Raw genomic sequence first — 14,163 nt, 5'->3', positions numbered from 1 at the left:
TTGCAGGGAAACGACTGAAATTTCTAGAAAAGGGTAAAAGAACATGAGCCTGTAAAAGGAAAAGGGGGATTTCGGTATGGAGATACGCGAAGCAGTTCCGGCTGATGCAGCACGCATTCATGATATTGCGCTCACGTCCTGGATGGACACATATGAGGAAATCTATTCAGAGCGTTCGAAAGCCCATTTCGTACAAGAAGCGTACCCGCAGGAAGAAGTGGTCCGAGCAATCCGGACAGCGGAAGAAGCACGTGGAGAATACTTCAATGTCGGACTGATCGACGGGGAAATCGTCGGTTTTATCCACGCCATCGATGTGGATGGAACGTGGGAAATCGTCCGGCTGTATGTCTTGCCGAAATACCAGCAAAACGGAATCGGACGCCGGCTGATCCGCGAACTGGAATTGCAAGGGGCGTCTCCGATTGAAGTGTATGTTGAATCCCGAAACTATAAAGCCCGTCACTTTTTGACTTCATACGGATTTAAGGAAATCAGCGAGACGACAGAGGAAGTCTTCGGACAGGTGGAACCTGTGACGCGACTACAACGTATATATTAAAGAAACGGAATCCGACTTAAGGCGGTTTGGCTGAAGTCGGATTTGTTGCATACTAAACAGATATCGAATGAAGAGGTGAGTTTGTGGTAGAACAACCAACCGGAGTGATCGTTCTTGTATATCCACTCCAATTACGTGCCCGGCCAAGTGAAGCACTGATTCGTGTCTTAGAGCACGAATATGAGGTCCTCTTGGTCGACGCACCCCGTCGTGTATCGTTTGAAGAACATCAACAGTTATTAAAAGAAGCACTACGCGAAGCCGGTAAGCGGAAATTACCGATTCATATCATTGCCTGCAGTATGGGAGCGCTTGTCGTCAACCGACTGCTTCAAGAATATGAGTTGCCGATGGCGAGCCTGACGTTTATCTCGCCGTTATTTGATTGGCACAATTCCAAGCAATTGGGAGGCGTCAAACAAGTCTTCGCGAGTGCCTTCGACCGGTTCCGTCCGGATGCTCCGCTTGGGACATTACCGTTCGGACAAAATAATGAGGATGCTGCTCGTCTCGGTGAACTGACGTACGCTGAATATCGTGAGATTGAAGAAGAAATTGTCATCCATGATGAAGAACGTAAGAAACTGCCGCGGGTCCAACTCGCTTGTTTTTATGCGCCGGACGATCAGTTTGCTGACGTCAAGTTGACGCTTGAGGTATGCCGGAAAATGGGTGGGGACCAGATTTATCTGCAACGTCTGCACGGGTTCCCGCACTTCAGTTTCGAACGCTTGAACACACGGTTTGCTGAAAAGTTGTTGCTGTTCCTGAAATTAGTGGAAGATTAATATGTTTTAAAAAGAGGGGTGCCGTCGCATACGACGGCACTCCTCTGTTGTTTAATCGAGTATTTGTTTTTTTAATTTTTTTTCAATCGCAACGATGAACGGCGGATTATTTTGCTGATTCAAGAAACGGTACTGCAAGACGGCATAATCCTGCTGGGGGAGGGATGAAACATGCTCCAGCACTGCATCACGTTCGCGGCGTCCTTCCAAGTGACCGTGATAAATCACGAGGACAACCAGACCACCGGGGACGAGGACCGGAAGAAGGGCCCGGAGTGCCTCTAGCGTTTCTTCTCCTGTCGTCGTGACGGATTTATCGCTTCCCGGTAAGTAACCAAGATTAAAGACTCCGGCACGAATCGGACGTTGTTCAGCAAATAACCGAGCGCCGACATGGATATGACTTTCGTGATACAAATCGACCCAATCGAAGACGTGAGCCGCCTGCAACCGACGGGTCGTTTCTTCGATTGCCTGCTCCTGGACATCAAAAGCGATGACCCGTCCGCCCGGTCCGACCTGTTCAGCAAGGAAATGCGTATCATGACCGTTCCCCGCAGTCATATCGACGACGCAATCCCCTTCATGGATGACTGATTCCAACAATTCTTTGGCATAAGGTAACACACGTGCAAGTGACATGGCAAAAACTCCTCTTTTTGATTGATATGCTCTATTTTTTTCTAAGTACCCGCAAAATCGACCCTTTAGTTAATTGTATCATTTTTCCGATTGTTCGTTTAAATCGAAGTTCCTTGACAGACGACAGAATAATTTCGTAAAGTGGCAAGGTTGGAAACTACATTGGAGGATACTTACCATGCCGAAATTACCTCGCGCGGTCTGGATTCTGGTATTGGCGATGGCAATCAATACGACAGGGTCCTCTTTTTTATGGCCGTTTAATACATTATACATTCATGACTATTTAGGGGAGTCGATGACGAAGGCCGGAATGGCCTTATTCGTCAACTCGGCTCTCGCCATCATCGGGAACTACATTGGTGGAAAAGCATTTGATCGGTTAGGTGGGAAACGCACACTTGTCATCAGTGTCATCGGACTCGTCCTTGCCTCAATCGGACTTTGGATGTTCCATCAGACTTTCACCGGTTATGTTCTGATGCTGGGATTAATCGGATTCGTCGGCGGAATGGTTTTTCCGACCATCTATGCTCTGACCGGTGTGATCTGGCCGGAAGGCGGGAGACGGGCGTTTAACGCAATCTATGTTGCTCAAAACGTCGGTGTGGCGCTCGGAACTGCTATCAGTGGGCAAATTGCGGCGATTGATATCCAATTCATCTTCATCGCAAATCTGATACTGTACTTGTTGTTTGCTGTGGTTCTGTTGGTAGGATTGAATTGGATTCAGGTCCATCCAATCAGACGTCAATCGATGTCGGCAAGCGAGGAAGTGCGGGAACCGCTCTCACGGAGTTCTGTCCGGACGATGTTGTATGTCTCGATTGGTTATGCACTGTTATGGTTTGTGTATGTTCAATGGCAGGGAACGTTTGCCGTGCATACAAAGTCACTTGGAGTAACAATTTCCGAGTATTCGATTTTATGGACGATCAACGGGGCGCTGATTGTGTTTGCACAACCGTTATTGACACCCGTCTTACGATGGTTTGGAGACGATTTGAAACGTCAGTTACTGACGGGGACAGGGATTTTTCTTTTGTCCTATGCCATCGTTCCCTTTGCGGGCGGATTCAAAATGTTTTTAGTGGCGATGATCATCTTGACGATTGGTGAGATGTTCATTTGGCCGGCAGTTCCTGCAATGGCAGCGCGCTTGGCTCCGATTGGTAAAGAAGGTGAGTTTCAGGGATACGTCAATATCGCCGCTTCGGCAGGCCGGATGATCAGTCCGACCGTCGGGGGACTGATTTATGATTTATCCGGTATGAATGCCGTGTTCCTGACGTTGATCGGATTGATTCTGGTGGCAGGATTCACATTCATTCGTGCTATACCAAGTAAGGCGATAAAATAAGTTCGAAAGACAGACGCGGTCGTTTGATGCCGCCATCTGTCTTTTTTTGAGGACGCATAATAAACATGTAAAATGGGTATTCAATTAAAAGGAAAATATTAATTGATTAACCAAATTAAAGAAAAAATATGTTTGACGTGTCGTGTGCCGGAGGTGTAAAAGATGAGGCAATGTATTTTCGTTGAAGATCAGCTGACTTGGACATCACTTGTCGAAAATAAATCACTTGATATTTTTTATAGCTATGAATACGTCCGTTTAAATGCACGGGCCGATGAAACGGCGGGACTGGTTTATTTTCAAGGTGCGTCAGGCGAACTGTTTTATCCTTTTTTGAAGAGGCGTATTTTCGACACCGAGTATTTTGATATGATTACACCTTATGGTTATGGAGGTCCGGAAGTTGTTGGTGAACTGACGTTGGAAGAACTGGCAGATGCCAAGCGTTCTTTTCGGCAATGGGCCATGCGTCACAAAATTGTCTCGGAGCTGATTCGGTTTAATCCATTGACGGAAAATCAAAAACGGATAGCGGATTGGACGAAAACGGAATTCATCCGCCACACGACGAGCATCGATCTTCGGCCAACCGTGGAAGAAATCATGCAAACGTTTCATAAGAAAAACCGGAGTATGATCCGGAAGTCATTGGCGTCAGAGCTGACAGTCCGTCGGGGATCAAAAGAAGATTTGCCAACTTTTATCCGTCTTTATTACCAAACGATGGACCGGAAAGATGCCTCTTCCCATTACTATTTTACACCTGAATACTTTGAACAACTGTTTCAGCCGACACAGCTGTGTGAACCGTTATTGTTGATTGCCGAGTGGAGAGGGGAAGCCGTCGGTGGTTATTTCGTATTGCTTGGACAAGAGTATGCACACGGACATTTGATTGGATGTCAACGGGATGAACATAAACTGTTTCCGAATCAGCGACTGGAATATGAGGCGATCTTACATTCCAAGACGGCAGGGATGGTCGAACAACATTTAGGCGGCGGATATAAGGAACGGGACAGTCTGTTTGAAAGCAAGTGCCGTTACACAGGATACCGGATGTTTGAATACCACCAAGGAAAAACGATTCTTCTGCCTCATGTCTATGAAAAATTGTGCCAACGCTATGGAAGTGATCAAGACGTAGACTATTTCCCGGAATACCGCTACCAAGAGACGGTTTTAGCGACATGAATCCACCTGATCGTCTGCGGATGATCAGGTTTTTTGGTAGGCTGATAGCAGGAGGGGAAAAAATGAAAAAAACAGGTCTGATTTTTGATATGGATGGTGTCATTCTCGACAGTGAAATTCAATATTTTAAAGTCCACCAACACATGTTTAAGACGTTATCTATCCCGCTCGATCATACGCAGTATGCGACATTCATGGGGAAAACAGGAGACGAGATGTGGGAAGAACTGATTACACAACATGAGTTACCTCACTCTACGGAAGCATTACTGGCACTCGAACATGAATTATTCCAGCAACACGCGAAGCCGGAAGCATGCGGCCTAAAAGACGGAGTCAAAGAATTGATGGAACTGGCCCGCATGGAAGGATACCGGATTGCGATTGCTTCTTCCAGTTCACTTGAAAAAATCACACGCGTCATCACGCATTATGGATTGACGGTCGATGCGTACACGAGCGGATTTGAAGTCCCGCGGTCGAAGCCGGATCCGGCGATTTTCCGCTTGGCGGCGCAACGGATTGATCAAGCACCGGAGGCTTGTATCGTGATTGAAGATGCAGCGAACGGGATGATCGGGGCGAAGGAAGCAGGAATGGAAGTCATCGCCTTGCTGGATGAACGGATGCCGGCACAAATCCTGCATCACGCGGACCACGTCGTCTCGTCGCATGCGGCAATCGGAGAAATTTTACGGAACCGTTGACGATAAGGGAAGATTCAGCTTACACTAACACATAGATAGTCCATTGCGACGAACTGAAGTAGTAAGGGAGTCATTCCGTTTAGAGAGCTGGTGATCGGTGCAAACCAGTCGGAATCGTCCGTGAACTCGTCAGGGAGCATGATTCGTGAAATCAAGTAGCGAACTCCGGTCCTTCACACCGTTATCCGTGAATCAAGTGGTCTGCTTCAGCAGACAACGTGGGTGGTACCGCGGGAGACAAACCGGTCTTTCGTCCCTATTCCTAGGGGCGGAGACCGGTTTTTTGTATATTCAGAGGAGGAATAGAGATGCCGTACAATCATCGTGAAATCGAACCGAAATGGCAAGCGCGCTGGGAACAGGACAATGCGTTCGTCACAACAGAAGATCCGGAAAAAGAAGGTTTTTATGCGTTAGACATGTTTCCTTATCCATCGGGAGCAGGACTCCATGTCGGACACCCAGAAGGATACACGGCAACGGATATCCTCGCACGGATGAAACGGATGCAGGGGTACAACGTCCTTCATCCGATGGGATGGGATGCGTTTGGACTTCCAGCGGAACAGTATGCCCTTGATACAGGGAATGATCCGCGGGAGTTTACAGCGCAAAACATCGAGACGTTCAAACGTCAGTTAAAAGATTTAGGATTCTCATATGATTGGGATCGTGAAATCAATACGACGGATCCAAATTATTACAAATGGACACAGTGGATCTTTACGAAATTGTATGAACAAGGACTTGCTTTCGTTGACGAAGTCGCGGTTAACTGGTGTCCGGCGCTTGGAACAGTCCTTGCGAACGAGGAAGTCATCGACGGACTGTCGGAGCGTGGCAATCATCCCGTCGTCCGTGTTCCGATGCGGCAGTGGGTCTTAAAAATCACAGAGTATGCGGACCGTTTACTCGAAGATTTAGATGAACTCGACTGGCCAGAATCGGTGAAAGAAATGCAACGGAACTGGATCGGAAAATCGGAAGGGGCGGAAATCGACTTTACGATTGACGGTCATAAAAAACAAGTGACGGTCTTTACGACACGTCCGGATACAGTTTTCGGGGCAACTTACCTTGTTCTTGCACCGGAGCATCCGTTCGTCGCGGACATCACGACAGCCGATCATGAAGAAGCTGTTAAAACGTATATCGCATCTGTTCAGACGAAATCAGACTTGGAGCGGACAGATCTTGCGAAAGAAAAAACAGGCGTCTTCACGGGAGCTTTTGCCGTCAATCCGATTTCCGGAGAACGTCTGCCGATCTGGATCGCCGATTATGTCCTCGCGACATATGGGACAGGCGCCATCATGGCCGTACCGGCACATGACGAGCGAGATCATGAATTTGCGAAACAGTTTGACCTGCCAATCATCGAAGTCGTAACAGGCGGTAACGTCGACGAAGCAGCGTACACGGGTGAAGGAGAGCACGTCAATTCAGAGATGCTCGACGGACTATCAAAACAAGAAGCGATTGAGACAATCATCGCTGAACTTGAGACGAATCAAGTCGGACGCAAAAAAATCACTTTCCGGTTGCGTGACTGGTTATTCAGCCGTCAACGGTACTGGGGTGAGCCGATTCCGGTCGTCCACATGGAAGACGGAACGATGAAGACGCTCGATAAATCAGAACTTCCGCTTGAATTGCCGATGATTCCGGAAATCAAGCCGTCGGGAACGGGTGAATCTCCACTCGCTCTTGCTGAAGACTGGCTCGATTACACGGATCCGGTCAAAGGACTTAAAGGGCGTCGTGAGACGAATACGATGCCACAATGGGGCGGCAGCTGCTGGTATTACCTTCGCTTCATCGATCCGCACAATGAAGAAGCGATTGCCGATCCGGAAAAATTAAAATACTGGCTCCCGGTTGATATTTACATCGGAGGGGCTGAACATGCCGTACTTCATTTACTCTACGCCCGCTTCTGGCACAAAGTCTTGTATGATATCGGTGTCGTACCGACGAAAGAACCATTCCAAAAGTTATATAACCAAGGGATGATTCTCGGAGAAAACAACGAAAAAATGTCGAAATCACGCGGAAACGTCATCAATCCGGATGAAATCGTCAAATCGCACGGTGCGGATACGCTCCGTTTATATGAGATGTTCATGGGACCACTGGATGCTTCAGTTTCCTGGTCGGAGAACGGTCTAGACGGAGCACGTCGTTTCCTTGACCGCGTCTGGCGTCTGTTTGAACGGACAGCGGACATTCAAGATGTGACGACAGTCGATGCGGACTTTGAACGTGTCTACCACCAGACGGTTAAGAAAGTAACGGAAGATTTCACGAATATTCAGTTCAACACCGGCATTTCGCAGTTGATGGTCTTCGTCAACGAAGCAAACAAACAACCGGTCTTGCCACGCCATTTCCTTCGTGGATTCATTCAATTATTGACTCCGGTTGCTCCGCACTTAGGGGAAGAGTTATGGGAACAACTTGGCTTTGAAGACACCTTGACATATGCGGCATGGCCGACATTCGATGAAACGAAACTCGTCAGCGATACAATGGAATTCGTCATTCAAGTCAACGGCAAAGTCCGTTCGAAGCTCGTCATCAGCATCGACGCAACGAAAGAAGAAATTGAAGCTCTTGCGTTTGCAGATGAAAAAACACAAGAGTGGATTGGTGATAAAACGGTTCGAAAAGTCATCGTCGTCCCGAAAAAACTGATCAACATCGTAGCAAACTAAGCTGAAACCCCTCATCTGATTTAATCAGATCGAGGGGTTTTCGATTATCTCCGTCGCAAGTCCGCTTTTTTTTTAGGGCGCCTTCTGCTAAACTGAATCAGAAACCGAGACAGAAAGGCGATTTGTGTAAATGAAACGAACTTATATAGTCTATACAACGATTTTTGCCGTCGTCTCCGGTCTGATCCTTTGTGTGGCCCTCGTCTTTTCGAGACCTGAGACCGTAGCACAAATTCAAGAGACGTTTGCAAAAATTGAGACACAATCCAAACACCAAGCAGCTGTGAAACAAGTACCACCGAAAACGCCGTCCTCGATTCCAAATCCGGAAGAACCGTTGATCAAGAATGTCCAACAGATGTTGTATGATGATTCGATTGGTTCTTATCTTGTTGTAACGGAAGATTATCACTTTTTTGAAATCAGTGGGACAGGAGAACGTATCAATGCTTCATTCCAAATCGAGGATGAAGGCAAGTTGATGTTATCGGGACTTGACGGAATGACGCTCGTTGACGGCGAGACCGTCGCCTTATTGACATCCAATCAAATTCTCGTGACAGTCAAACGGGAAGAGGGCGTCTGGAAAGAAGACAAACGAGAGCGGGTAGCAGGTACGACAATCCGTGACAGCTTTCACGGACTCGGTTACGATGCCAAGAAAAAACAATTTTATACGATCAATCACATTCGCTCGTTAGCACGAAGTGAACTGACGTATTTTGCGATGAAACAAGATGAAATCAAGATTGATAAAGAGGCGACTGCGAAGGAAAAGCGTGCCTTGAAGAAAAAACAAAAACCACCGTATTTGACGATCGTGGCACGAAAACGGATCGACACGGCCAGTGGCATGCGCAGTGATGCGAAAAAAGCCTTCACGGAAAACTTCCGTCCGATCGGTCTGGCCGAGCGGCAAGGGCGGATTTATACATTGGATTCGGAAGCGTTATTCCTGTATTCGATTGATACGAAAGATGTGACAATCACGGGGGAATCAGCGAGTCCGAAAGTGTACGGGGCAGAAGGAATATTTGTTCAGGACAATGAGTTGTTTGCACTCATCCAAACGGATAAATTCTCGAGCCGTTCGTTTACGCCAATCGACTAAAAGGCTAGCTCCGTGTAGGAACTAGCCTTTTTGTCATAATGCGGTCAAGGCAGCATTCGTTCCGGCACAATGTCCGGTCACGAAAGCGGCTGTGATGTTGTAACCGCCTGTATAGCCGTGAATGTCGAGGATTTCGCCGGCGAAAAAGAGACCGTCTGCTTTTTTCGACATCATCGTTTTCGGCTGGATTTCCTTAATCGAAACGCCACCTCCGGTGACGAATGCCTTATCAAAGTCGAGTGTTCCTACTGCTTGAAGCGGGAACCGTTTGAGCGTTGCTAACAATTGGGTGAAGTCCTGCTTCTTAATTTGCGTACACACTTCATCACCGAAACCGATTTTAGCAAATAACAGGTCGAGTAACCGTTCCGGAACAAATCCTTTTAACGCATTACGGACTGTCTTTTTCGGATTAGCGGCAAGGGCGGCTTGGAATCGTTCCGTCAACGCACCGATTGATTCATCCGGGAACAAATCGATCGAGAGATGGACGACTCGCTCACCTGATCGTTTTCTTTCTTTGATCGTGTACTGACTGCACCGTAACGCAATCGGACCACTCAGACCGAAATGCGTGAACAGGAGGTCACCGGTATGCGTTTTAATCGGTTTGTCTTTTTTGCCATGGACGGTCAGAGCAACGTCACGTAAGGAAAGACCTTGTAATGTCTTTTCCTGAATGAACGTGTCGTTCAGTAAAATCGGGACTTCCGTCGGAAAGAGTTCCGTGATCGTATGGCCGGCTTTACGTGCCCAAGGATAGCCGTCACCGGTTGAACCGGTGTGGGGAACCGATTGTCCGCCGACAGCGACGACACAACTTTTGGCTTCAAGGCGGGTTCCGTCAGCGAGCAAGACGGCTGCAAACGAACCATCCGGATGAAAGTCGAGGGTTTCGACTTCGGCATTGATTTGGATTTCGGCGCCGTGTTGACGAATTTGATCAATCAACACACGAACGACATCGGCCGCTTTATCGGAAACAGGGAACATCCGTCCGTTGTCCTCTTCTTTTAGGGCGACACCAAACCCTTCGAACAGTTCAATGATCGATTCGTTATTGAACTGCGAAAAGGCGCTATAGAGAAAACGGCCGTTTCCCGGAATCGATTGAACCAACTCTTCCAGTGGTTTGCGATTTGTGACGTTACACCGACCGCCCCCTGAAATCGCCAGTTTTCGTCCAAGTTTACTTCCTTTATCGAGCAAAAGCGTCTTCGCGCCTGCTTGTAACGAGGCGAGAGTTGCCATTAAACCGCTTGGGCCGCCTCCGATTACGATTACATCATACATGTGGTCACCTCATTTGTTGGATTCTGCTTGTTTCACTTTAGCAGAAGTTTGTACTGTAAACAAACCGTCTCTTTCTTTTATGGAAGCTGAGCGGTATAATGATTTGCAATTGTGCAAGAGAGAACTTGTATATTGAGACGTTTATTGAGTTAAGAAAAAATAGAAAGTGCGAGGAAGGTTATCCATGTCGACTGTGAGCAAAAAGCAAGAAACTTCATCCAGTAATACCGGATTCGTTCGTGGAACGATGTTGTTATCCGGTGCATCACTCATTTCCCGTGCCCTTGGTCTGATTTATCTGTTTCCGTTTCAGTTCATGGTCGGAGCGACGGGAATCATGTTCTACACGTATGCCTATAATTATTATGCCATCATGATTGGTCTCGCAACAGCCGGTATTCCGGTCGCCGTTTCGAAGTTCGTCGCAAAGTATAATGCGATGGGGGAATACGACACAAGCGAACGATTATACCGATCCGGATTAAAAATCATGTCCATCACCGGTGTAGTTTCCTTTCTGGCCTTATTTTTACTGGCTCCGTATTTGGCTCACCGGGCAATACCCGGAGGAGATGTCGATTCGGCTTCATATGTCGATGCTGTCACGATGACGATCCGTGGTGTCAGCTTTGCCTTGATTCTGATTCCGGCGATGAGTATGACACGGGGTTATTTTCAAGGGTATCAATCGATGGGACCGACAGCGATTTCGCAGATCCTGGAGCAAATCGTGCGAATCATCTTTTTACTGGCCGGTGTCAGCATCGCGATTTATCTGTTTGACACGGATGCAGCGTGGGCAGCAACGATTGCGACGTTCAGTGCCTTCATCGGGGCAATCGGCAGTGTTGTCGTACTCGTTTATTATTTCCGAAAACGTGCACCCGGTTTAAAAGCCTTACGCGATGGTCAGACGACGATATCGCCGGATCGTCCGTTAGCAGGACTGTACAAAGAATTGTTGACGTATGCGATCCCAATCGTCATGGTCGGGTTATCAACACCGCTTTATCAGGTCATTGATCAAAACACGATGAATGCGGCTTTACAAAGTATTGGTTACACGCTGGAAGCAGCGGGGAATGCAACGGCCTATCTGATTGCAGATAGTCATAAGATTGTCCTGATTCCGGTTTCGGTCGCGACGGGGTTATCCTTATCCGCGACACCATTGTTGACGGCCTCGTTTACACAAGGGGATATGCGGAAAGTCCGGAAACAAATCTCGCAAATTTATCAACTGGCCTTTTTCGTAACAATTCCAGCGGTCGTCGGTATGATTTTGCTGAGTGAAGAGACGTTCCATGTCTTATTCCCGAAAGATCAGGCTGCCTGGGTCTATTTATTGAGTTATGCACCAAGTGCGCTGTTCCTTGCGCTGTATTCCGTCACGGCCGCTGTATTGCAAGGCATCAACCGGCAGTATTTCACGATTGTTGCGACATTGGCAGGATTGCTGACGAAATATCTGTTGAATGCTCCCCTGATTCACTGGACAGGAGACGGAACGGGTGCCGGATATGCAACGATTCTCGGATACGTCGTCGCGACGGGATTGATGTTCTTCCGGATTACGCAAACGGTTCAGTTTCCGTTCAGTACGGTCTTACGCCGGACGTCACTGATCATGATCATCAGTGCCATCATGGGTGCGAGCGTCGCGCTGGTGAAATGGGGATTATCGGTCATGTTACCCGCTACGACGGTCGGTTCGCTCGTCATTTTAATCGTCGGAGCAGGAATTGGAATCGTCGTCTTTGCAGGTCTTGCCATTTGGAGCGGATTAGCGGAAGCTGTATTAGGAAGAAAATTTTCAATGAAACGAGGACGAGGAAATGCGTCTAGATAAATTACTCTCAAACATGGGAGCCGGATCGCGGAAAGAAGTAAAACAATTACTCAAATCCGGTGCGATTCAAGTTGACGGAGAAATCGTGTATGATCCGAAGCAACATGTTGATACCGAACAGCAACACGTACTTTTATACGGGGAACCGGTCACGTATCAAAAGTTCATCTACTTGATGATGAACAAACCGCCGGGCGTAATCAGTGCGACTGAAGATAAGCGGGATCAAACCGTCATTGATTTACTGTTTGAAGATGTGACGTACTTTAAACCCTTTCCGGTCGGACGACTCGACAAGGATACGGAAGGATTGTTGCTGTTGACAAATGACGGATCCTTTAATCATGCGTTGATGTCACCGAAGAAACACGTTGAAAAAGTCTACTATGCGGAAGTCATCGGTACGCTGACGGAAGAGGACGTGGAAGAAGTTGCAGAAGGGGTCACGCTTGAAGACGGGTATAAAACAAAACCGGGAAAGCTGGTCATCCTGGAAGCGACGGATGAAACGTCTACACTCGAGCTGACGATTACCGAAGGGAAGTTCCATCAAGTCAAACGGATGATGTTGGCTCTCGGAAAAGAAGTGACGTATTTGAAACGCTTGTCGATTGGACAACTGCCGCTCGATTCGACACTCGAAGCAGGCGAATACCGGGAACTCACACGTGGTGAATTAGCCCTGTTCGACTGGAAACCGGAATAAGTAAAGACCCTCGAAACGAAAAAAGTTTCGAGGGTCTTTTTATTTAAAGCCGAGTTATGTCCCAGCCTCTTTGTCGATTACTGGTTACGAAGGGCTTCCGCAATCGGGAAGGGACCACTGAGTACTTCAAACTGACGTGTTTGAGTCGGATGATCAATCAATGTGACGAACAGAGCCGCAATATCATCTCGTGAGACTTCGCGTCCCTCATATGAATCAAAATGTTCTTGTGTCTCGATCGAGCCGCTCGGCTCATCGTAACTGAGTGGACCCGGCCGAACAATCGTATAATCGAGGCCACTGTCTTTTAAATGACGGTCCGCCGCACCCTTAGATTCCAGATAAACTTTCAAATCACCTTGCGGGTGATCAGCGCCAACTGAACTGAGCATCAAGAAACGCTCAATTCCGCTTGCTTTAGCCGCATCGATGACTTTGATTGCGCCATCCTGGTCAACGGCACGTGTCAATTCTTCGGAAGCGCCACCGGCACCAGCAGCGAAAATGACAACATCGGCATCTTTGACGACGTCCGTGACATCTTTCGTTAAATCACCAAGGCGGACTTCAGATGCTCCAAGTGCAATCAAGTCATTGATCTGGTTTTCTTCCCGGACTACAGCGATGGCTTGATGCTGACCTTGCTTGCCGATCAGCTCAACCATTTTCCGCCCGGTTGTTCCGTTTGCTCCAATAATTAAAATATTCATCTCATCATCTCCTTCTCAAACTAGATATACCCTGCCTGAAAAAAAAATAACAAAAAAAAGACGCGAAGAATTCGCGTCGTAACAGAAAATAGTCTGATGAAACATCTTAATCAGCCGGCTTGTCGTTGTTTTTTACTTGATGTCCAAGTACCGCGTCTTGGGCTTACAATGAGGTTGTTGTATTCAAGCACATTCAAGTCACGCTGGACGGTCCTTGAAGTAATGCCGAACTCTTCAACCAAGTCTGCTGTCGTAGTAGCTCCGTTCTCATTGATATAGAGATAAATCGATTTAATCCGGGTCAACATACGGTCTGTAGAATCTTTCATTGGTATAACCACTCCCCCAATGGATAGAATAGTGTTCTAAAGCTTCGGGTGACAAAAGACGATGATTAATTAAGTTGTTTCGCCTTTAGTATAACTCTTTTAGTATAGAATGCAAGTAATTTAACCGAACGTTTGCAAAAATAACACAAACTTTCAACACCCAATAGCGAATGAAAGGTGTTTTTTATCTTTCAATGT

General features: G+C 47.4%; 13 protein-coding genes and 1 other annotated feature. Of the genes, 9 read left to right on the top strand and 4 right to left on the bottom strand.

Going from position 1 to position 14,163, the window contains the following annotated elements; all coding sequences use genetic code 11:
- The first annotated feature begins 76 nt into the window (after positions 1 to 76).
- Both ACP26N_RS12245 and ACP26N_RS12240 read left to right on the top strand, forming a co-directional pair.
- On the top strand, positions 77 to 562 hold the full coding sequence (locus tag ACP26N_RS12245; RefSeq protein WP_114595197.1) for a GNAT family N-acetyltransferase: 486 nt from the start codon (positions 77 to 79) through the stop codon (positions 560 to 562).
- 83 nt (positions 563 to 645) lie between these two features.
- Positions 646 to 1,350 carry a serine aminopeptidase domain-containing protein gene (locus ACP26N_RS12240; protein WP_131972368.1) on the top strand — a complete coding sequence of 235 codons (705 nt, stop codon included), beginning with the start codon at positions 646 to 648 and terminating at the stop codon, positions 1,348 to 1,350.
- Positions 1,351 to 1,401: 51 nt separating this feature from the next.
- Here ACP26N_RS12240 and ACP26N_RS12235 read toward each other — a convergent pair whose 3' ends face one another.
- The gene (locus tag ACP26N_RS12235) at positions 1,402 to 1,992 is read right to left on the bottom strand and encodes a class I SAM-dependent methyltransferase (RefSeq protein ID WP_131502117.1); all 591 of its coding nucleotides are present in this window, start codon (positions 1,990 to 1,992) and stop codon (positions 1,402 to 1,404) included.
- 178 nt (positions 1,993 to 2,170) lie between these two features.
- Here ACP26N_RS12235 and ACP26N_RS12230 point away from each other — a divergent pair, with 178 nt between their 5' ends.
- From ACP26N_RS12230 to ACP26N_RS12210, 5 genes are all read left to right on the top strand, one after another.
- Positions 2,171 to 3,352 carry an MDR family MFS transporter gene (locus ACP26N_RS12230; RefSeq protein WP_131502116.1) on the top strand — a complete coding sequence of 394 codons (1,182 nt, stop codon included), beginning with the start codon at positions 2,171 to 2,173 and terminating at the stop codon, positions 3,350 to 3,352.
- Between the two features lie 162 nt (positions 3,353 to 3,514).
- Complete coding sequence (locus ACP26N_RS12225; RefSeq protein WP_131502115.1) at positions 3,515 to 4,546, top strand: peptidoglycan bridge formation glycyltransferase FemA/FemB family protein; 1,032 nt, start codon at positions 3,515 to 3,517, stop codon at positions 4,544 to 4,546.
- A 62-nt stretch (positions 4,547 to 4,608) separates the two neighbouring features.
- A complete protein-coding gene (locus ACP26N_RS12220; RefSeq protein WP_131502114.1) occupies positions 4,609 to 5,253 on the top strand; it encodes an HAD family hydrolase in 645 nt (214 codons plus the stop codon).
- A 39-nt stretch (positions 5,254 to 5,292) separates the two neighbouring features.
- Positions 5,293 to 5,514: a binding site (T-box leader), on the top strand.
- 47 nt (positions 5,515 to 5,561) lie between these two features.
- Positions 5,562 to 7,967: a leucine--tRNA ligase gene (leuS, locus tag ACP26N_RS12215; RefSeq protein WP_426353932.1), complete on the top strand. Its 2,406-nt coding sequence runs from the start codon at positions 5,562 to 5,564 to the stop codon at positions 7,965 to 7,967.
- 130 nt (positions 7,968 to 8,097) lie between these two features.
- On the top strand, positions 8,098 to 9,078 hold the full coding sequence (locus ACP26N_RS12210; protein ID WP_131502112.1) for a hypothetical protein: 981 nt from the start codon (positions 8,098 to 8,100) through the stop codon (positions 9,076 to 9,078).
- A gap of 33 nt (positions 9,079 to 9,111) precedes the next feature.
- On the opposite strand, the gene ACP26N_RS12205 is transcribed toward ACP26N_RS12210, so the two are convergent.
- A complete protein-coding gene (locus ACP26N_RS12205) occupies positions 9,112 to 10,371 on the bottom strand; it encodes an NAD(P)/FAD-dependent oxidoreductase (RefSeq protein ID WP_131972370.1) in 1,260 nt (419 codons plus the stop codon).
- Between the two features lie 184 nt (positions 10,372 to 10,555).
- Here ACP26N_RS12205 and ACP26N_RS12200 point away from each other — a divergent pair, with 184 nt between their 5' ends.
- Both ACP26N_RS12200 and ACP26N_RS12195 read left to right on the top strand, forming a co-directional pair.
- Positions 10,556 to 12,220 carry a putative polysaccharide biosynthesis protein gene (locus ACP26N_RS12200; RefSeq protein ID WP_131972371.1) on the top strand — a complete coding sequence of 555 codons (1,665 nt, stop codon included), beginning with the start codon at positions 10,556 to 10,558 and terminating at the stop codon, positions 12,218 to 12,220.
- Positions 12,207 to 12,926 (top strand): pseudouridine synthase, encoded by a 720-nt coding sequence (locus ACP26N_RS12195; protein WP_131502109.1) that lies wholly within the window; start codon positions 12,207 to 12,209, stop codon positions 12,924 to 12,926. Before ACP26N_RS12200 ends, ACP26N_RS12195 begins: the two co-directional genes overlap by 14 nt.
- Before the next feature lie 77 nt (positions 12,927 to 13,003).
- Here the strand turns inward: ACP26N_RS12195 and ACP26N_RS12190 are convergent, their stop codons facing one another.
- Entirely contained in the window at positions 13,004 to 13,636 is a 633-nt protein-coding gene (locus tag ACP26N_RS12190; protein ID WP_131502108.1) for an SDR family oxidoreductase, read from the bottom strand.
- A 110-nt stretch (positions 13,637 to 13,746) separates the two neighbouring features.
- The gene (locus ACP26N_RS12185) at positions 13,747 to 13,965 is read right to left on the bottom strand and encodes a DeoR family transcriptional regulator (protein WP_012371138.1); all 219 of its coding nucleotides are present in this window, start codon (positions 13,963 to 13,965) and stop codon (positions 13,747 to 13,749) included.
- Positions 13,966 to 14,163 lie beyond the last annotated feature (198 nt).

Origin of the sequence: Exiguobacterium sp. R-39, from assembly GCF_049942815.1 — a bacterium.
Classification (GTDB): Bacteria; Bacillota; Bacilli; order Exiguobacteriales; family Exiguobacteriaceae; genus Exiguobacterium_A.
The sequence above is the reverse complement of the archived record's forward strand: the minus strand, read 5'-3'. Positions and strand labels throughout refer to the sequence as shown.

Bases quoted from the DNA above. Each gene is read 5' to 3' on its own strand.
- ACP26N_RS12245 (WP_114595197.1), top strand. From the start codon at position 77: ATGGAGATACGCGAAGCAGTTCCGGCTGATGCAGCACGCATTCATGAT.
- ACP26N_RS12235 (WP_131502117.1), bottom strand. From the start codon at position 1,992: ATGTCACTTGCACGTGTGTTACCTTATGCCAAAGAATTGTTGGAATCA.
- ACP26N_RS12230 (WP_131502116.1), top strand. From the start codon at position 2,171: ATGCCGAAATTACCTCGCGCGGTCTGGATTCTGGTATTGGCGATGGCA.
- ACP26N_RS12225 (WP_131502115.1), top strand. From the start codon at position 3,515: ATGAGGCAATGTATTTTCGTTGAAGATCAGCTGACTTGGACATCACTT.
- ACP26N_RS12220 (WP_131502114.1), top strand. From the start codon at position 4,609: ATGAAAAAAACAGGTCTGATTTTTGATATGGATGGTGTCATTCTCGAC.
- leuS (WP_426353932.1), top strand. From the start codon at position 5,562: ATGCCGTACAATCATCGTGAAATCGAACCGAAATGGCAAGCGCGCTGG.
- ACP26N_RS12210 (WP_131502112.1), top strand. From the start codon at position 8,098: ATGAAACGAACTTATATAGTCTATACAACGATTTTTGCCGTCGTCTCC.
- ACP26N_RS12205 (WP_131972370.1), bottom strand. From the start codon at position 10,371: ATGTATGATGTAATCGTAATCGGAGGCGGCCCAAGCGGTTTAATGGCA.
- ACP26N_RS12200 (WP_131972371.1), top strand. From the start codon at position 10,556: ATGTCGACTGTGAGCAAAAAGCAAGAAACTTCATCCAGTAATACCGGA.
- ACP26N_RS12195 (WP_131502109.1), top strand. From the start codon at position 12,207: ATGCGTCTAGATAAATTACTCTCAAACATGGGAGCCGGATCGCGGAAA.
- ACP26N_RS12190 (WP_131502108.1), bottom strand. From the start codon at position 13,636: ATGAATATTTTAATTATTGGAGCAAACGGAACAACCGGGCGGAAAATG.
- ACP26N_RS12185 (WP_012371138.1), bottom strand. From the start codon at position 13,965: ATGAAAGATTCTACAGACCGTATGTTGACCCGGATTAAATCGATTTAT.